Genomic DNA, 19,308 nt, shown 5'->3' with positions numbered 1-19,308 from the left:
CAGATATGAGTCTACGGCTGGATTAAATTTTGTTAAATTACGGCACTTCAAAACCTTCCTTTGCGGTAAATTGAGAACTGCTGATGCTCCCGAGCTCAAATCACTTTGCGCGAGCTGTCGCTTACATCCTGCTCGCAATCCTGTTATTCGACCTGCAGGGCGTCATTATCAAGTTTTTGGGGGAACGCTACCCGGTGCAGCAGCTGGCAACCTTTCGCAACATTTTCGGACTGATCCCGAGCATGCTGGTCCTGTTCCTGTCGCGCGAGTGGCACTCCAGGGGCAGGCTGTTGAAAATCCGTCAGTGGCGGCTTGGCCTGGTCCGTGGGCTCTGCATTGCAGTTGCTCAATTCTGTTTTTACCTGTCGATCACCAAGATGGAGCTGGCCACGGCTACGACCCTGACCTACATCAGCCCGGTTCTGATAACCATGTTATCGATCCCGATTCTGAGGCACGACGTGGGCTTGTGGCGCTGGATGGCAGTTGCTGTCGGCTTTGTCGGTGTGTTGATGATCATGGCGCCGGGCACCGAGGTATTTACCCCGTACAGCCTGTTACCAATAGTCGCTTCGCTGGGATACTCGTTGTCCACCGTCTGCGTTAAGCTTTTTGATGACCATGTCCCGACCGCATTGATCAACATGTACGCGTCCGCGGGTGCACTGCTCGGGGCACTGGCAATCCTGTTCGCAACCACCGGTTATCTCGGTGTAGAGACCACCGAGGACTGGTTATTGCTGCTGACAATGGGATTCGTGGGCGGATTTGCGGTATTGTCTTTAATCAATGCCTACCGCCTCACCCGGCCTGCTAACCTGTCGCCCTACGAGTACTTCGGCATCCCGTTCGCGTTTGTGCTGGGATGGATATTCTTCGACGAGGCGCCCTTCGAAAAGCTCATTCCCGGCGTATTCCTGATTGTCGCAGGAGGCTTGCTGATCGCCTGGCGCGAACGTAAGAAACGCGTCGATGCGACACCGGTCATTACCGAGTAGCGGCCTTCAACCGTGCTGCTGCATTCGTTCAAGCAACTGCTGTTCACAGAATTCGACCGAGACTAGCATTTGCTGGGCATCGGCGAAACGCATATACGGCTTTTTCTGCAAGGCCTTGATCAGGACCTCGATGATCCCGACCGGCAGGGTCAAGTGATTGAGATCGGGTTCTCCCGCAAGGATGTCGCGCTTTAGTTCGGGTAACGAGCTACCGGAAAATGGCTGGTAACCCGTGAGCAAATGATAAAGCGTCACCGCCAACGAATAAAGATCCGAGCGCCCGTCCAGTTTCTTACCCTTCAGCTGCTCGGGTGACATATAGGCCGGGGTTCCGATTATCAAATTTCCGGTCAGGTGCGCCCGATGCTCGCTATATGCGGCGCCAAAATCCGTCAGGATATAGGTATCATGCTCGGTGTCATACATGATATTGGCCGGCTTGATGTCGCCATGTATCACCCCATGCTCATGTGCCACCGATAACGCCCTCAACATCGCCTTCGAGATGCGAATGCACTCCCCTACCGTCAGGTATTCACGTTTGCGCAAGCGCAGGGACATCGAGTAACCCGAAATGTAATCCATCGCGATAAAGGCACCATCGCCCATTTTTTCGGCATCGTAGATCTTGACGATATTCTCGTGATCGAGTTGCGATACGATAACTGCCTCGTGCAGCCAGTGATCGATGCGATCCCGCTCAATTTTCTCGTCCTTGCGAATTCGCATGACCTTCAGGGCAACACGATTTTGACTGCTAAGATCGATAGCTTCGTACACTAACGCAGTCGAACCCGTGGCGATTTTCTTCAGCAGGCGGTAATTACCGATTGGCGGGAATTGAGAATTCACTTTCTGTACCGACTTACCAACGATTGTGATGTAGAAATTAGATCATGCGATAGAACCGGAACCGACGCAAACCTTGCCTGGTTGCGACAAATTATCAAAACCGACTGGACAAACCTGGTTACTTTCATAATCATTGCGCCACGTTTTCAGGTGCGTGGAAACACGAGAATCGGGAAACTCGCGAAAATCGAGTACTGCCCCCGCAACGGTAAAGGAAGTTTTTCCGCTTCCAAGTCCGGAGACCGGCCTGAAAGTGAAATAAACAAGACCAGAATTACGGGTGGTAATTCTCACAGCCTGTCGCGTTGGACCAACTTCTCGCCAACTGTGTGTGTCTCCCTATTTCAGCGAGAACCACATGAAATCCAATCGTATTATTATAGCCGGTGCTTGCCTGCTTGCACTGCCGCTCGGCAGTCCCGCCGATCTCGGGCCCATCGTCATCACTCCAACCCGAACCGAGCAGGTACAAAACAATTCCAGCGCCACGGTTTACGTGCTTACCTCCGAACAGATCAAGTCTAGTGGGGTGTCGACTACCAGCGAGGTATTACGCGGTATTCCGGGAGTACAGGTAGACGATCTGTTCGGTAGTGGCAGCCAGATTAACGTCAGCGTGCGCGGATTTTCGTCAACCGCGAATGCAAATACCCTGATTCTCGTAAACGGGCGTCGTCTCAATTATAGCGATACTGCTTCACCAGATTTGCACCATATTCTTCCAAGGGATATCGAACGTATTGAAGTGATGGTCGGCAGTGCCGGTAGCCTGTATGGCGATCAGGCAGTCGGCGGAGTCATCAACATCATTACCAAAAAGCCGGATGACAATTTTCACCAGGTCAGTACTCGCGTTGGTAGCTTCGACTACCGTGGCATCGATTTCAGCTCTTCACGACGCCTCTCGCCTACGCTGGGTTATCGCCTGTCCGCCGGCACCTTCGAAGCCGATAATTACCGCGACCACAACAAGGAAGATAACACCAGTTTCAGCGGCGTTTTGGAATACGGCAAGGAAGAGAACAGTTTTTTTATCGAGTTACAGCAAATCGACAATGATCTGGAGTTACCCGGGGCATTATTTGAAGACGAGTTTGAAGACGATCCGACGCAGATAAATTCTGCATTTAGCAACGATTTTCGCAACGAAGACATCAGTGTTTTCAGACTCGGATACGCACGCGACCTGGGTGCACATCGCTTTAGCATCGATGCAACGCAGCGCAACACCGATGCCGATATTTTTCAGAGTTTCCGTGACAATCCGAGCCAGATGGCTGGCTTCGATGACCGGGAAAACAACAGTATCAATCCAAAGCTTTCCGGCATTTTTTTCAACGGAATCGAAATTCCCTACGTGATCGGCATCGACCTTGAAGAGGTAGATTATGAGCTTGAAATACCTTTTGTATTTTTTGGCTTCCCGGGAGAAACAGCCTCCAGTAATGAACAGGAAAGCAAGAGTCTGTATTTTCAGATCAATCCCCAGCTTACCGAAATGACACAGCTGACTTTTGGAATGCGACACACCGATGTAGAAAACGACTTTATCGATGGTACCGCTTTTCCAGATGGAGGTGAGTATGATGACGACATCACCGTAGCCGAACTGGGGCTCGCCTTATTCGTCGACCCGCGAACCCGGATTACGGCTCGCCTGGATCAAAATTTTCGCTTTGCCAAGGTTAACGAGCTAGCCCTGGCAACACCTGATGAAATCCTCGACACCCAGACCGGCGAATCCTACGAAATCGGCGTAGAAATTACCCGTGGCGTTCACCAGTTGATCGCTTCGATTTATCGGCTCGACCTGGAAGACGAAATCGAATTTGATCCTAATGCAGGTATGTTTGGAGAAAACGTCAATCTCGAAGACACCCGGCGTAATGGCCTGACCCTGTCGTTATTCAGTCAGCTCAGCGCATCGTTAGATCTCAGGACAGAGATCGGGATAGTAGATGCCGAATTCGGTTCCGGCACTTTTGACGGCAAGGACATCTCGGGTGTTTCGGATGCGATTGCCAAACTACGCGGTGATTATCGTATAAACGATTACTTCACGACTTACCTTGAATACCAATACAGCTCCCCGAGGTACGCACAGGGCGATAATGCCAACGAGTTTGGCAAAATCGGTTCGAACACAGTATACAATGCGGGTATTGCTTACCAATACAAGGCATGGGATGTAAACTTCAGGATCAACAACCTGGCGGATGAGGAGTATGCAGACTTTGTTACCAACAACGGTCTTGGGCCTGTTTATCAGCCCAGTCCAGAGCGTAATTTCACGTTAACCGCAGGCTATCGCTTTGAATAATGGGTAATAGACTGACAAAAGTATATACCCGCACCGGGGATCAGGGGACGACCGGGCTGGCGGATGGCAGTAGGCTCGCGAAAAACGATCCCCGCGTGCATTGCATGGGCGAGGTCGATGAACTCAATGCCTGTATTGGTCTTGCACTGAGCCTGCTCGATGATGGGCCAGCACAGCAGGTGCTGTTCGCCGTGCAGCATGACCTGTTCGATATCGGGGCCGAACTGTGCCAGCCCGGCAAACAGCTAATAACAGATGACTATGTCGCGGGTCTCGAAACCAGTGCCGATGAATTCAATGCCGAGCTGAGCGAGCTAAAAGAGTTTATTTTACCGGGTGGTTCACAGGCGATCGCCTGCCTGCATCTAGCGAGAACCGTGTGCCGACGCGTCGAACGGGCGCTGGTGGGTTTAAATGACCAGAAAGAAATTAACCCGATCACCTGTCGCTATATCAATCGTTTATCGGACCTGCTTTTTATTATCAGCAGGGCTCAGGCGCATAGCGATGGTAGCGGCGAAGTCTACTGGAACTCGAAATACTCGCGCTTGAATCGTGGAGAAAAAACCGAGTAGCGGAGTCTGCTAGCGACGCAGCTCGACAGTAACACGCCGGTTTGCAGCCAGCGATTTCTTGTTACTGCCATTACGCGCAGGGTTTTGTTCACCGACGTAGTCCACACGCAGAAGCTTCGAATCTATACCGCGAGCAATCAGTAAATCGTACACATACCAGGCGCGACGTTCGGACAGCCCATCGTTATAACAGGCCAACCCCGTATTGTCGGTATGACCGGTCACGACGATTTCAGAAATCGCGCTATCAACCTTCAGGTAGTCCAGCATATTGACAAAAGCGGATTCTTCTTCGCGGATACTGGCAAACTCGTTATCGGGCTCGAAATGAATGCTGCTGACGCGCACGTCGTTGAAGTTATGCCGGTATAGCCGCGCGACACACTGGTTAAACTCGGTCTCGACTTCACCGAATCTGACGCTCGACAGCGACGCAATCATCGGCTGGTCATCGTAGAAAAGAAATCCGGGCTGGTACCCTTTGCGCAATTCGAAGTAGGCTTGCTCGGCGATGGTAGAGGGAATTTTGAACAGCCCTTTTCGACCACTGGTCTCGAAGCGAGCCAGAACAGCACGGGTACCACTGGCATTCCAGGCGTTAGCCTCCGAACGCAGCTCGACATTAATGCCTTTCGCGAACCGATGCGAGGTATCGAGCTCGAGTTTCAATCCTCGACCCGCTTCCTGGGTAAAAACAGCACGTCCAAAACGCGGAATCTGGTGCTCAATCCGGCAACCGATCGCGCTATTCTGACTCAGGGTCCATTGGGAAACATCCATCGAGGCCTGGTAGCGACGCTCGAGCGCCTGTGCCGGTGCACAAAGGCCCGGCAGGAGAATGAAAAGCGCAATTAATCTAAGGGCCATCGGCAACCAGTCAGTTTCGAAACTAGTCGATGTATCGGCGCGGCGCGCTTATTCTTGAATACTAGTTGAGTTGCAGAAAATCGAGCACCGCACTGCTAAAAGCATCCGGATTTTCGGCGTGCAGCCAGTGACCCGCATCCTCGATGGTAGTAATCGACGGCTTGCTGAATATCCGATTGATGACCTCGATTTCGGCGTCACCAATATAGTCCGACTTTTCGCCACGCAGAAATAAGGTCGGTACCTCGATGACTTCATCTGCCGGTAAATCGATGAACCCGGTCAGCCATTCAATGTCTCGCTGGATAACCTGCCAGTTGACTCGCCAGCGCCAACCACTGGATTCACGGATCAAATTCTGCAATAAAAATGCACGCAGCTGGTCTTCGGGAATATTTTGACGAAGCAACTGATCGGCCTCGGCGCGCGATTCCAGTCGATCCAGACGCAGTGCCAGAATCGGATCAATCAGGTCGTCGTAGTGGTGGAAATAAGCGACCGGGGCTATGTCGGCGACAATCATGGCCGCAAAAAGATCCGTGTTCTGCAAGGCCAGGGCCATCGCAACCTTACCGCCCATGCTATGGCCCAGAATGTAACATTTGTCGATATCTAGCTGACGCAACAACGCCTCAACATCGTTGGCCATCACCGGGTAGTTCATTTCATCGGCATGGAAGGAGTCGCCATGGTTGCGCAGATCAATGGTTACAACCCGGTAGCGACTGGCGAACTGGCGCGCGTGCGTTTGCCAGTTCTTGCCAGAGCCAAACAAGCCATGCAGAACAACTAATGGTTGACCGCTGCCGTTCGAGGTGAAGTGAAGTTCCGCCATTTTGCTGCCGCTCCGTGAAGAATTACGGTCAGTGAATCGGGACTATTTCTTGCGCGGTATATAGAGGTCGGTAATGGTGCCTTCGGCCATTTCTGCCGCAAAATTGAAAGTTTCAGATAGCGTCGGGTGCGGATGGATCGTCAGGCCGATATCCTCGGCATCGGCACCCATCTCCAGGGCCAGCACAGTCTCGGCAATCAACTCACCCGCGTTTGGACCCACGATACCAGCCCCGAGAATGCGTTTACTTTCCTTGTCAAATATTACTTTTGTCATGCCTTCGTCCCGGTCGATACCCAGCGAACGACCGCTTGCGGCCCACGGAAAAGCCCCTTTTTCATACTCGATACCCTGCGCCTTGGCGTCAGCTTCACTCAATCCCATCCAGGCAACCTCGGGATCGGTGTAGGCCACGGAAGGAATCGTCAACGGCTCGAAATAGGACTTCATACCGGCGATTACTTCCGCTGCAACCTTGCCTTCATGCGTCGCCTTGTGCGCCAACATGGGATTGCCGACGATATCGCCAATCGCAAATATATTGGGGACGTTGGTTCGCATCTGCTTGTCCACTGCAATAAAACCCGCTTCGTCGACATTAACACCCGCCTTGTCGGCCCCGATTTTATTGCCGTTGGGACGACGACCTACCGCTACCAGCACCTTGTTGAATAGAGCCGGTGCAGGCGCCTTGTCACCTTCGAAACTTACTTTGAGGCCGTTCTTCTGCGCCTTGATCGCGGAAACCTTGGTGTTGAGAAGAATTGCCTTGTAACGTTTCGATATAATCTTGGTTAAACCTCGCAGCAGGTCCTTGTCACATCCAGGAATCAGAGTATCCATGAATTCTACGACCGTAATTTCTGAACCCAAGGCATGGTAGACAGTCGCCATTTCCAGTCCGATTATGCCACCACCGACAATCAACAGTTTTTTTGGAACATCGTTTAATTCAAGGGCGTCGGTAGAATCCATCAGGCGCGGATCGTCATTTGGGAACGGCGGTATCTCGGTCGGCTGCGATCCCGCAGCAATAATGCAGTGTTCGAATTTGATACGGGTTACTGCGCCATTTTTATCAACCTGAATATTGTTCTTGTCAATAAATTCCGCGACGCCATGCACTACCGTTACCTTGCGTTGCCTGGCAAGACCCGACAGGCCACCCGTGAGCTTCCCGACTACCTTGCTTTTAAATTGGTTAATTCCGGGCAGATCGATCTTGGGCTTACCGAAAGTGACCCCGTTAGCCTTCATGTGGTCGGCTTCGTTAATGATTTGTGCCGTATGTAAGAGTGCCTTCGACGGAATACAGCCAACATTCAAACACACGCCACCGAGCGATTCGTAACGCTCGATTAAAACGACTTTTTTGCCCAGGTCGGCAGCGCGAAAAGCCGCGGTATAGCCGCCCGGGCCGGCGCCCAGAACAACCAATTCCGCATCGATATCGGCATTACCTGGCGCGGCAGGTGCCGCCTTTTCGGCCTTCGCGGGCGGTTGCTTGGCCGCTTCTGATTTCGCCGACTTTGCATCAAGCTTCGACCCGGAAGCCGCGGCAGAGGTTTCAATCAGGCCGAGTTTACCGCCCTCGGAAATTTTATCCCCGACCGCGACGTTCAACTGTTTTATGGTCCCGGCAAAAGGAGACGGGATATCCATCGTCGCCTTGTCCGATTCGAGGGTTAGCAGGGGATCTTCAATCTTGACCGTGTCCCCCACCGCAACGTGCATCTCGATAACTTCGACGTTTTCAAAATCACCGATATCCGGCAGTAATAGCTCTTTTTCGCTCATGATTATAAAAGTATCCTTCTGATGTCCGAGATCACCTGGCTCAGGAAAGTGGTAAAACGCGCTGCCTGGGCGCCATCGATAACCCGATGATCATAAGACAGGCCAAGCGGCAAGATTAGACGCGGCTCAAACTCGCCGTCAAGGTAAACCGGTTGCATTTTTGATCGCGAAACGCCGAGTATGGCGACTTCGGGCGCATTGACGATGGGCGTAAAATAAGTTCCACCGATTCCGCCCAGGCTCGAGATCGTGAAACAGCCCCCCTGCATATCCGTCGGCGACAATTTACCGTCGCGCGCGCGTAGCGACACTTCTCCGAGCTCAGCGGCCAGTTCAAACAGGCCTTTCTGGTCGACATCGCGGACCACCGGAACCACGAGGCCACTGGGTGTATCTACAGCAATACCGATATGAAAATATTTTTTCAGTATCAGGTTTTCACCACGTGCATCGAGCGACGCATTAAAGGTCGGAAACTCCTGTAGTGCGCTGACCACTGCTTTCATTAAAAAGACCAGTGGCGTCAGGCGCACGGATTTCTTTTCCGCCTCTTTCGCGAGTGACTTGCGGAAGGCTTCGAGCTCGGTGATATCAGCGTCATCGAACTGGGTAACGTGGGGGACGTTAACCCAGCTGCGATGCAGATGTGCGCCCGAGATCTTCTGGATCCGGCTCAGCGCAACCGTCTCGATTTCACCAAACTTGGAATGATCGACTTCGGGGATGCTGCCGACACTGATGCCGGTTGCGCCCGGAGCAGCACTACCGGTCATGGCTGATTTAACGAAAGCCTTGACGTCGGCCTTGACGATACGGCCCTTGGCACCGCTGGCAATGACCTGTTCCAGGTTAACTCCCAGTTCACGCGCGTACCTGCGAATTGACGGACTGGCATGTATCATCGTGTTGCGCGAGCTATCTGCCTGGTCGACTCCCGTTCCCGGGTGTGGTCGCATCGTTTTTCCGGGGCTGGCTTCGGCTTTTGCGAAACTGGGGTCGGGCGTCGACGGCGCGGCGTCACGAACCTCCGGCACGGGCGCGGAATCCGGCACAGCTGCTGTAGCCGGTGCTGAATCCTTGACCGACGCTGGTGCACTCTCAGCTGCTTGCGCTTCTGTGGCACCATCACTCGCGCTCAGTGTTGCAATTTTATCGCCCTCGTTAAGTCGGTCTCCGACGCTAACCAGTATCGATTCGATGGTGCCATCGTAAGGAGTCGGTATCTCCATTGTCGCCTTGTCTGATTCCAGTACGATGATTGACTGTTCGGCTTCGACTTCGTCTCCAGCGGCAACGAGTATTTCTATAATCTCGATATCCTGAAAGTCACCGACGTCGGGAAGCGTTATCGTTTTATTCTCTGCCACTTGAATGCTCCTGCTGGCCGGCCTAAACCGTCACCGGATTAGGTTTTTCAGGGTCTATGCCGTACTTCTTGATCGCCTGCTGCACGACCTTGCTTTCAATGTCGCCGTCGTCGCTCAAGGCCTTCAATGCAGCGACCACGATGTAGTAGCGATTAACTTCAAAGAAGATGCGCAGGTTCTCACGGGTATCACTGCGACCGAAGCCATCGGTACCGAGACTGACGAATCGTGACCAGACAAATTCACGTATCTGTTCGGCATAGGCACGAATATAATCGGTCGAGATGATAACCGGCCCCTTGCGCCCCCGCATCTGGGTTTCAAGATAACTTTGACGCGCCTTTTTGGTTGGATGCAGTTTGTTCCAGCGCGCGCAGCTCTTGGCCTCGCGAGCGAGTTCGTTAACGCTGGTGACACTCCAGACGTCGGCATTAATCTTGAAATCTTTTTTCAGGAGTTCAGCAGCAGCGATGACTTCGCGCAAGATCGTGCCTGATCCCATTAATTGCACCTTGAGACCTCGCTGTTCACCCTCTTCAAGGCAATAGAGACCCTTGATAATGCCCTCTTCCGAATCCTTGGGCATCGCCGGATGCAGATAATTCTCGTTCATGACCGAAATGTAATAGAAGACATTTTCCTTCAGCTGATACATGCGTTTCATCCCGTCGTGGATTATGACCGCAAGCTCGTAGGCGAAAGTCGGATCGTAGGATACGCAGTTTGGAATCGTCCCGGCGACAACCAGGCTATGACCGTCCTGGTGCTGTAGGCCCTCGCCAGCGAGTGTGGTGCGACCCGCTGTTCCACCCATCAGGAACCCACGTACCTGCATATCGCCGGCTGCCCATGCCAGGTCACCGATACGTTGGAAGCCAAACATCGAGTAGTAGATATAGAACGGAATCATGCTGACACCATGTGCACTGTAGGCCGAGCCTGCGGCAATCCAGGAAGACATCGCACCCGCCTCGTTGATGCCCTCCTCGAGAATCTGTCCCTTGATATCCTCGCGGTAGTACATCACCTGGTCCGAGTCCATAGGTTCGTACAGCTGACCTTTAAACGAGTAGATTCCGAGTTGACGAAACATGCCTTCCATACCGAAGGTCCGGGCCTCGTCCGGAACAATCGGAACGATATTGTTGCCGATTTTCTTGTCGCGCGCCAAAGTCGACAATATGCGCACGAAGGCCATCGTGGTTGAGAACTCGCGTTCCCCACTGTCTTTTAACAACGCATCGAAAATCTCCAGCCCGGGGATAACCAGCGGATCTGCGGTATCGCTGCGCACCGGCATATATCCACCGAGTTTCTCGCGACTATTGCGCATGTACTCCATTTCCACGCTGTCCTCGGGAAACTTGTAAAACGGCGTTTCCGCAATATCCTCATCGCTGATCGGAATATTGAAACGATCACGAAAAGCCTTGAGCGATTCCTCACCCATTTTCTTTTGTGAATGGGTGATATTCTGCCCCTCGCCCGATTCTCCCATGCCGTAACCCTTAACCGTCTTGGCCAGAATTACCGTCGGCCTGCCGGTAGATTCAACCGCCTCGGCATAGGCTGCGTAAACCTTGTGCGGATCGTGACCGCCGCGGTTAAGGCGCCAGATATCTTCGTCGGACATTTCGGCGACCATGTCACGTGTTTCGGGGTATTTACCGAAAAAATGTTCACGCGTATAAGCACCACCTTTCGCCTTACAAGCCTGATACTCACCATCGATAGTTTCCTCCATGAGTCGCTGCAATACACCATCCTTGTCTTTGGCAAGCAAATGGTCCCAGTAAGATCCCCAGACCACTTTCAAGACGTTCCATCCTGCTCCGCGGAAAACAGCTTCCAGTTCCTGGATAATTTTCCCGTTACCACGCACCGGTCCGTCGAGTCGCTGCAGGTTACAGTTGATAACGAAAATCAGGTTGTCCAGGTTCTCGCGGCTGGCCAGCGAAATCGCACCCAGAGACTCCGGCTCGTCCATTTCACCGTCACCCATAAAGGCCCAGACCTTGCGATCGTGTTGCGGTTGAATATCGCGATTTTCAAGGTATTTCATGAAGCGTGCCTGGTAGATCGCCATGATCGGGCCGAGCCCCATCGATACGGTCGGAAATTGCCAGAAATCCGGCATCAACCACGGGTGCGGGTAAGACGAGAGACCATTTTGATCCAGCGCTTCCTGTCGAAATGCTTTCAGTTGATCTTCGCTGATACGTCCTTCGAGGAATGCGCGCGCGTAGACGCCCGGTGCCGAGTGCCCCTGGAAAAAAACCAGGTCGCCCTTGTGCTCTTCGTTGGGCGCACGAAAAAAGTGCATGAATCCAACGTCGTAAAGCGTCGCAGCCGATGCAAAACTGGCAATATGTCCACCCAGTTCGCTGGACTTGCGATTGGCATGCACGACCATCGCCGCGGCATTCCAGCGGATGACCGAGCGTATGCTGTGCTCGATCGCCTGGTCGCCGGGAATCGGGCGCTGCTGCGCAACCGGAATCGTGTTGACGTATGCCGTATTGGCGGAGAAAGGGAGATAGGCACCCGAACGCCGAGTTTTATCGATGAGTCGCTCGAGCAGAAAATGGGCCCGCTCCGGACCCTCGCGCTCGAGCACCGAGTCAAGCGATTCTATCCATTCCTGGGTCTCCTCAGGATCAATATCGGTCTGGTCTGCCACGTGTATTGCCTTTGTTTTATTCTGGCGGGATTATACAGCATATTATTCCGCGTCCAGATGTTATTATCATATCTAATTCCAACATTCGTATTCTAAATCTAGGCTCAGAAATCGATGAATAAACTCACCATCATCGCTCCCGATGACTGGCATCTGCACCTGCGCGACACGCCATACATGGAAGCCGTTGTCAACGATACGGCACGACAGTTCGGACGCGCAATCATCATGCCGAACCTGAGCCCGCCGGTGCGGACTTGTACCGAGGCAATGGCTTACCGCGAACGGATTCTGGCGGCACTACCGGCACAAAGCGGCTTTACACCATTGATGACGCTGTACCTGACTGACAATACGCTGGTTGAAGATATCAGGGAGGCAAGTCAATCGGAATATATCTATGGCGCCAAGCTTTACCCGGCAGGTGCGACCACCAACTCGGAGGCCGGAGTTACCGACCTGGCGAAACTTGATCGTGTGTTCGAGGCAATGCAAATGCACGGCCTGGTACTGCAGGTACATGGAGAGGCTACTGCACCGACGGTCGATGTCTTTGATCGCGAAAAAGTATTCATCGACGAGAGTCTCGCAAAAATTCGTAAAGACTTTCCCGAACTGAAAATCGTGTTTGAACATATCACTACGCGCGAGGCGATCGATTTTGTGCGCGCCTGCGATGCCAACCTGGCAGCCACGATAACCCCGCATCATTTACTGATAAACCGTAACGCGATTTTTGCAGGCGGTATCAGACCGCATCATTATTGCCTGCCGGTCGCCAAGCGCGAACAGCATCGGCAATCACTACTCGAGGTCGCGTCAGGCGGTGAAAGCCGATTTTTTGCCGGTACCGACAGTGCCCCGCACAGTAAAAGTTCGAAAGAATCCGATTGTGGTTGTGCCGGTATTTACTCTGCGTTTAGCGCGCTTGAGTTCTACGCCGAGGCCTTTGATCAGGTCGACGACTTTACCCATTTCGAAGCTTTCATGAGCCGCAACGGGGCTGGCTTTTACGGACTTCCACTGAACCAGGGATCGATCACCCTCAACCGCAGCGCGTGGAAAATACCGGACTCTCTGCCCTACCCTGACTCAAGCCTGGTACCGTTCAAGGCGGGACAGACGCTGCACTGGAAAATTGCTGATAATGACTGAAACGACGCGCTTATCGCAGCGTTTTCGAGGTTATCTTCCGGTCGTCGTCGATGTCGAAACCGGGGGCTTTAACGAGCTAACCGATGCCTTACTGCAGATTGCCGCAGTCCTTATCGATATTGATAAACAGGGAAGACTCTATTGCAGTGAAACCGTCTCCTGTCACGTAACCCCTTTCGAAGGAGCCAATCTTGATCCCAAGTCGATGGAGGTAAACGGTATCGACGTCGACCACCCGTTTCGTCTCGCGGTAGAAGAGAAACAGGCGCTACCCAAGATTTTCAAACCGGTGCGCGAAGCGATCAAGCATCACTGCTGCAAGAAAGCCATACTGGTAGGGCACAACGCACATTTCGATCTCAAGTTTATCAATGCCGCAGCCGCTCGAGCCGGCATTAAGCGCAATCCCTTCCATCCCTTCAGTACCTTTGATACCGTCACCCTTGCGGGCCTGGCCTATGGTCAGACCGTACTGGCGCGAGCCGTCAATTCAGCCGGGGGCGAGTGGGATTCAAGTGAAGCGCATTCTGCAGTCTACGATGCCGAAATGACGGCGATGTTATTCTGCAAGATTGTCAATGACGCGGCATTTGTCCCGCCTTAGTGAAAGATATACTCTATACTCCGGCTTAATAAAATCATCCGTCTCAAGCCTTGCGCAAAGAAGACCTCTCCATCATTGTCGTTGATGACCTGCAGTTTAGCCGCGAAGTGGTTAAATCCGGTCTCGGCAAATCCGGATTCACCGACATACGCACCGCTTCGTCTGCAGACGAAGCACTGTATCTACTGAACCAGAGGCGTGCCCACGTGGTGCTGGCTGATTTCTGGATGCCAGGCATGAACGGTCTCGAGATGACCGACCTGGTTCGTCGCTGGGACGAAAATAATGATCGCTATACAGGCATCGTATTGCTGACCGCGGAAGATACCGCTTCGAGCATCGTGGTTGCCTTTGACCGCGGGGTTGATGATTTTATATCCAAGTCGGCAAACCAGTTCGAACTCGCGGCCCGCGTTTTTGGTGCCGGCAGAAATGCCTACCAGCAAAATGAGGTGCGCGAGCGCATGCGCAACCTCAGCAGCCAGTTCCTGCGCGTCAAGCAATACAGCCTGCTGGATCCAGAGACTAGCCTGCCGAATCGGGCACAGCTCGAATTGCATATCGAATCCTTAATCGAGCATTGCAATACGCGTGGCGGCGGGCTTGGCCTGGGTTTGATCGAGGTCAGTTCGCCCAACAATGAGCTGCGCCTTGGAACCTTGAAGACGATCGCCAATTCGATCCAACTGTCGCTGCGACCGATGGATATGGTATCGCGATTCAATATTAATACCTTCGCGGTTTCGGTGCAGTTTCAGGATCCTGAAATCTTTAATCCAGACCTGTTTGATCGCCTGATTCGAAGCATCAAGCGACACACGATGCAAGCCACCGACCAGGGGAAGCAGCTGGATATTTCGATTGGTGTGTGGCACGGCCACGGAATAGACTCCGCGCCCTCGGTATCGGAAATCATCAAACTGGCACACCAGGCCTGCCAACCCATCAACCGTGCGAGCTGAGAAAGTCCCTCTGCGGCGTGGATTTATTGTGAACTTGGCTGGTTAGCTTGCCTTATTTTCGAGTGCTGCCCTGGTCAGTTTTTCTAACTCACCCGTTTCGTGCATCTCGAGCGTAATATCACAACCTCCAATCAATTCCCCGTCTACATAAACCTGAGGGAAGGTCGGCCAGTCAGCAAACCTTGGCAGATTCTGGAAAATTTCCGGATCGGATAACACGTTGACATAGGCGAACTCGATCTCGAGGGACTTAAGCGCTTCGGCGGTCCTGCTTGAAAAGCCACACTGGGGCAGCTGCGGGGTACCCTTCATGTAGATGATGACCGGGTGGGTTTCGACTTGCTGCTTAATACGTTCCAGGACGTCCATTGAATACCTCAAAAATAACCAAGTAAATTACTAAAGTATTATCATAACCGTTTTTTTCAAGCAGGGAAATCAGGTTTCGCCTTTATTCAGACGGAATCGACATGTTGCTGTAGCCAATACTCAAGCAAGGCACTGTGCCAGAGTTTACTGCCGTTCAAACGCGTGAAATGCTGCTCGGGCTCTGCCAGCAATCGATCAATGTATTCCCGGTTAAACAATCCCCGCTCCCGGCTGCGCTGGCTATTCAGCGTGTCCGCCATGAACTGGTAAAAGTCACCCCTGACATATTTTAATGCCGGCATCGGAAAGTAACCCTTCGGCCGATCGATCACGGCATCCGGAATCCGGCCGCGCGCGATTTCCTTGAGCACCCCCTTGCCGTCATGCTTCAGCTTAAGCTCGGGGGGACAGGACGCCGCCAGTTCGACAAGATGATGGTCGAGAAACGGAACACGTGCCTCTAGCCCCCAGGCCATGGTCATGTTATCAACCCGCTTGACCGGATCGTCGACGACCAGCGTGGTCACGTCAAAGCGCAACACGGCATCCAGAAAATTGTCTGCCTGATCGGTATTCAGAAACTCTTCGATGAGTGCAGCGGTATGGTCCTCGCCCCGGTAAGCTGCTGCTACCGTATCGCAGAACTCGTCATGGTCACGATCAATGTAATGGTTAGAAAATCGATTCAGCGCGTTTCCTTCGGCGGCCCACATTTGCGCGTACCAGAAGTAACCGGCAAAGACCTCGTCCGCACCCTGGCCGCTTTGTACTACTTTTACCGATTTTGAAACCTGTTCGGAAAGCAGATAAAAGGCGACCGCATCCTGACCAAACATGGGCTCCGCCATCGCGTTAACCGCTTCCGGCAGACGGGTTAGCACGTCGGCATTGGGAATCAGGAATTTTTCATGATCGGTGGCGTAGCGCTCGGCAACCGGATCGGAAAATTCAAACTCGTTGCCTCTTTCTTCGGGCTGGTCTTCGAAACCGATGCTGAAGGTGCGGATGTCCCGCTGTCCGGCCTCGGCGAGCAGGGCCACCAGCAGGCTGGAATCGAGGCCGCCGGAAAGCAGCACGCCGACCGGCACGTCGGCGATGGTCAGTCGTTTCTTGACCGCCTGCATTAACGAATCGTGGATTGCCTGCGTCCATTCCTCGTCTGACATCGGCTTTGCGGGCCGCCTGGCCAGCAGGTTCCAGTAACGCTCGTCGGTCACCTTACCTTCCGCTGTTACATTCATAGAGAAGGCGGGCCGACATTTCCTGATCGATTTGAGCAGCGTTCGCGGCGCGGGTATCACGGCATGCAAACTCAGTTGGTGATGCAGCCCGACCGGATCGATCCCGGTCGAAAATAAACCGGTTGCAAGCAAGGCCTGCGGATTCGAAGCAAAATAGAAACCCTGCGGTGCAAGCGCGTAATAAAGCGGCTTGATTCCCATGCGATCTCGCGCCAGGAAAAGGTTCTGCCGTCTCGAATCCCAGATCGCAAATGCAAACATGCCATGTAATCGCTCGACACAGGCGTCACCCCAGCAGGCGTAAGCATTGACAATAACTTCGGTATCGCTGTGGGAATTAAAGCGGTAACCTCGTGCAATGAGATCTTCGCGTAACTCCGGGTAGTTATAGATGGTCCCATTGAAGACGATCGCGTAGCGCCTGCTGGCATCCAGCATCGGTTGATGTCCCGCCTCTGACAAGTCGATTATTGCCAACCGACGATGTCCCAGCATGACCGGGCCATCGAAAAATTCGCCTTTATCATCCGGACCACGTTGCGCAACCCTGGCCGACATACTGCTCGCATAGTCGGGATTTATCGAGCTACCGTCGAAACTCAGGGCACCAAATAAACCGCACATAAAACCTCACAATAAATACCATTTCCCGACAAGGGTTGCGTCCAACCATGCATTGCACCCCATACTGAAAGTCCTTATACTGCGCCGCGTGTGGCGGGCAAGGTCAGAACATCGTTACCGGGCCCCGTATTCTAATCGTTTATAATCGGGAGTCATCAATGAATCCATTAAAATCGATACCGGGTACGATTATCTCCGGTTTTGTTTTGGCATTCGTGCTCATGTTCATCCTGGGCACAACGGGTACCGTGAATCCCTGGCAATTCTGGGTCTGGATGCACGTCCTGGTTGGTATCACCTGGATAGGCTTACTGTATTACTTCAACTTTATCCAGGTACCCGGTGTTGCCAAGGCGCTGTCCGAGGCCGACAGCGGAGGCCCGGGGCCTGCTGCAATCAATAAATATGTCGCGCCAAGCGCACTGCTCTGGTTTCGCTGGGCTGCCATCGGGACCTGGCTCACGGGCGCGATGGCGCTCGAAGCCATGCATGGCGGCGAAGGCTCGGGTGTTGTCGCCGCCTTCACGTTTGCGGAAGGATTTCAGACTATTGGCATGGGTGCCTGGCTAGGCACGATTATGCTGTTCAATGTCTGGGTGCTGATCTGGCCGAATCAGAAAAAGATTCTTGGCCTCGACGGGCAGACCCACGAAGCCGATGTTATCGCCAAGGCTAAAACCGTGGCTTTGATGGCCTCGCGTACCAATACACTGTTATCGATTCCGATGCTATTCGCCATGACTGCCCAGGGGCATGGCATGCTGTTTTAAGCGCCGGCATTCCTGCATAAACCGAAGCCCCGTCAATATGGGGCTTTTTTTTACTTCAAAGGCTTGTATTCGATGAAAATCACTGTATGTTTGAGCGTTTTTTTCACGCAGCCAGCAAATGCCAGACCATTTGATCAATGCCTATCGGTCCCTGCCCGTCAATTTTACCCACGGCGACGGCTGCTACCTCTGGGACTCTGATGGTAAACAGTACCTGGATGCGCTTTGCGGCATCTCTGTCACCAACCTGGGCCACAACTACCCGCCCCTGACCGCAGCGATCCAGGAACAGGCGGCAACCCTGCTGCACACATCAAACCTCTACTCGATCACCTGGCAATCCAGACTTGCCGACCTGCTGTGTGCTGCTACAGAAATGGACCGGGTTTTCTTTGCCAACTCCGGCGCCGAAGCCAACGAGGCGGCGATCAAGCTAGCGCGCCTGTATGGACATCAACAAACCATCAAGGATCCACACATAGTAGTGATGCAGAATGCCTTTCATGGTCGCACCATGGCTACGCTCAGCGCCACCGGCAGTCGCAAGGTGCAGGCGGGCTTCGAGCCGTTGGTTTCCGGTTTTGTGCGCGCTCCCTACAACGACATTGCCGCACTTGAAGCTATCGCGGAAAATAATCGGAAGGTGGTCGCAATACTGGTTGAACCGGTACAGGGTGAAGCCGGCATCGTGATTCCTGACTCTGGTTACCTGGTTGCACTGCGTAAAATATGCGATCAAAACAACTGGTTGCTGATGCTGGACGAAGTACAAACCGGCATGGCGCGCAGCGGCAAGATGTTTGCCCACCAGCACGAACCCGTGCTTCCCGATGTCATGACGCTCGCCAAGGCACTCGGTAACGGCGTCCCGGTTGGAGCATGCATCGCGCGGGGAAAAGCAGCCGAAGTATTCCAGCCCGGCAACCACGGGTCCACTTTTGGCGGCAATCCGCTGGCCAGTCGCGCAGCCTATACCGTGCTGACGAGCATGCTCGAAAACAAGATTGCCGATAACGCGGCACAACGCGGAGCGCAGCTGTTCAATGCCCTGCAGCAAGGTCTTTTCGAAAACCGGCAGGTGCAGGAAGTGCGCCACCTCGGATTACTGATGGCAGTCGAAATGAGAATTCCTTGCCAGGCCCTGGTGGCACAGGCGTTACAACAGGGATTGCTGATTAATGTAACTGCCGAGCGGACTATCCGCCTGCTACCGCCGTTAATCCTCAGCGAAATGCAAACCGGCGAGATCGCGGACAAGCTGATCACCTGCATCAACCAATTCACGGAGTAGA

Annotated in this window: 16 protein-coding genes and 1 riboswitch; of the genes, 8 read left to right on the top strand and 8 right to left on the bottom strand. The window is 53.2% G+C overall.

Annotated features, from left to right (window positions below):
- Nucleotides 1-83: 83 nt before the first annotated feature.
- A complete protein-coding gene (locus OES20_11500; protein ID MDH3635320.1) occupies nt 84-998 on the top strand; it encodes a DMT family transporter in 915 nt (304 codons plus the stop codon).
- 6 nt (nt 999-1,004) lie between these two features.
- Here the strand turns inward: OES20_11500 and OES20_11495 are convergent, their stop codons facing one another.
- Nucleotides 1,005-1,850, bottom strand: a complete 846-nt coding sequence (locus tag OES20_11495) for a serine/threonine protein kinase (GenBank protein MDH3635319.1) — start codon at nt 1,848-1,850, stop codon at nt 1,005-1,007.
- Nucleotides 1,851-1,981: 131 nt separating this feature from the next.
- A riboswitch (cobalamin riboswitch) is annotated at nt 1,982-2,116 on the top strand.
- Nucleotides 2,117-2,208: 92 nt separating this feature from the next.
- Here OES20_11495 and OES20_11490 point away from each other — a divergent pair.
- Nucleotides 2,209-4,170 carry a TonB-dependent receptor gene (locus tag OES20_11490; GenBank protein MDH3635318.1) on the top strand — a complete coding sequence of 654 codons (1,962 nt, stop codon included), beginning with the start codon at nt 2,209-2,211 and terminating at the stop codon, nt 4,168-4,170.
- Nucleotides 4,170-4,745: a cob(I)yrinic acid a,c-diamide adenosyltransferase gene (locus tag OES20_11485; GenBank protein MDH3635317.1), complete on the top strand. Its 576-nt coding sequence runs from the start codon at nt 4,170-4,172 to the stop codon at nt 4,743-4,745. The genes OES20_11490 and OES20_11485 overlap by 1 nt, the downstream gene beginning before the upstream one ends.
- 9 nt (nt 4,746-4,754) lie before the next feature.
- Here the strand turns inward: OES20_11485 and OES20_11480 are convergent, their stop codons facing one another.
- From OES20_11480 to aceE, 5 genes are all read right to left on the bottom strand, one after another.
- Nucleotides 4,755-5,612: an OmpA family protein gene (locus OES20_11480; GenBank protein ID MDH3635316.1), complete on the bottom strand. Its 858-nt coding sequence runs from the start codon at nt 5,610-5,612 to the stop codon at nt 4,755-4,757.
- Between the two features lie 61 nt (nt 5,613-5,673).
- Nucleotides 5,674-6,447: an alpha/beta fold hydrolase gene (locus OES20_11475; GenBank protein MDH3635315.1), complete on the bottom strand. Its 774-nt coding sequence runs from the start codon at nt 6,445-6,447 to the stop codon at nt 5,674-5,676.
- A gap of 42 nt (nt 6,448-6,489) precedes the next feature.
- Complete coding sequence (gene lpdA / locus OES20_11470) at nt 6,490-8,244, bottom strand: dihydrolipoyl dehydrogenase (protein MDH3635314.1); 1,755 nt, start codon at nt 8,242-8,244, stop codon at nt 6,490-6,492.
- 2 nt (nt 8,245-8,246) lie between these two features.
- The gene (locus tag OES20_11465) at nt 8,247-9,611 is read right to left on the bottom strand and encodes a dihydrolipoyllysine-residue acetyltransferase (protein MDH3635313.1); all 1,365 of its coding nucleotides are present in this window, start codon (nt 9,609-9,611) and stop codon (nt 8,247-8,249) included.
- 22 nt (nt 9,612-9,633) lie between these two features.
- On the bottom strand, nt 9,634-12,291 hold the full coding sequence (gene aceE, locus OES20_11460; GenBank protein ID MDH3635312.1) for a pyruvate dehydrogenase (acetyl-transferring), homodimeric type: 2,658 nt from the start codon (nt 12,289-12,291) through the stop codon (nt 9,634-9,636).
- 114 nt (nt 12,292-12,405) lie between these two features.
- Here aceE and pyrC point away from each other — a divergent pair, with 114 nt between their 5' ends.
- The 3 genes from pyrC to OES20_11445 are packed head-to-tail and all read left to right on the top strand — an operon-like array spanning nt 12,406 to nt 15,012.
- Nucleotides 12,406-13,446, top strand: a complete 1,041-nt coding sequence (gene pyrC, locus OES20_11455; protein ID MDH3635311.1) for a dihydroorotase — start codon at nt 12,406-12,408, stop codon at nt 13,444-13,446.
- A complete protein-coding gene (rnt, locus tag OES20_11450; protein MDH3635310.1) occupies nt 13,439-14,050 on the top strand; it encodes a ribonuclease T in 612 nt (203 codons plus the stop codon). The genes pyrC and rnt overlap by 8 nt, the downstream gene beginning before the upstream one ends.
- A gap of 50 nt (nt 14,051-14,100) precedes the next feature.
- Nucleotides 14,101-15,012, top strand: coding sequence for a response regulator (locus OES20_11445; GenBank protein MDH3635309.1), 912 nt, complete (start codon nt 14,101-14,103; stop codon nt 15,010-15,012).
- 42 nt (nt 15,013-15,054) lie between these two features.
- Here the strand turns inward: OES20_11445 and grxD are convergent, their stop codons facing one another.
- Together grxD and OES20_11435 are read right to left on the bottom strand one after the other, a co-directional pair.
- Complete coding sequence (grxD, locus tag OES20_11440; GenBank protein MDH3635308.1) at nt 15,055-15,381, bottom strand: Grx4 family monothiol glutaredoxin; 327 nt, start codon at nt 15,379-15,381, stop codon at nt 15,055-15,057.
- 86 nt (nt 15,382-15,467) lie between these two features.
- Entirely contained in the window at nt 15,468-17,246 is a 1,779-nt protein-coding gene (locus OES20_11435; GenBank protein ID MDH3635307.1) for an N-acetylglutaminylglutamine amidotransferase, read from the bottom strand.
- Between the two features lie 158 nt (nt 17,247-17,404).
- Here OES20_11435 and OES20_11430 point away from each other — a divergent pair, with 158 nt between their 5' ends.
- Nucleotides 17,405-18,016, top strand: coding sequence for a urate hydroxylase PuuD (locus OES20_11430; protein ID MDH3635306.1), 612 nt, complete (start codon nt 17,405-17,407; stop codon nt 18,014-18,016).
- Between the two features lie 118 nt (nt 18,017-18,134).
- On the top strand, nt 18,135-19,307 hold the full coding sequence (locus tag OES20_11425) for an aspartate aminotransferase family protein (protein MDH3635305.1): 1,173 nt from the start codon (nt 18,135-18,137) through the stop codon (nt 19,305-19,307).
- Nucleotide 19,308: the final 1 nt, after the last annotated feature.

Source organism: Gammaproteobacteria bacterium, assembly GCA_029862005.1.
Classification (GTDB): domain Bacteria; phylum Pseudomonadota; class Gammaproteobacteria.
Note: the sequence above shows the minus strand (reverse complement) of the source record. Positions and strands in the feature narration are given on the sequence as shown.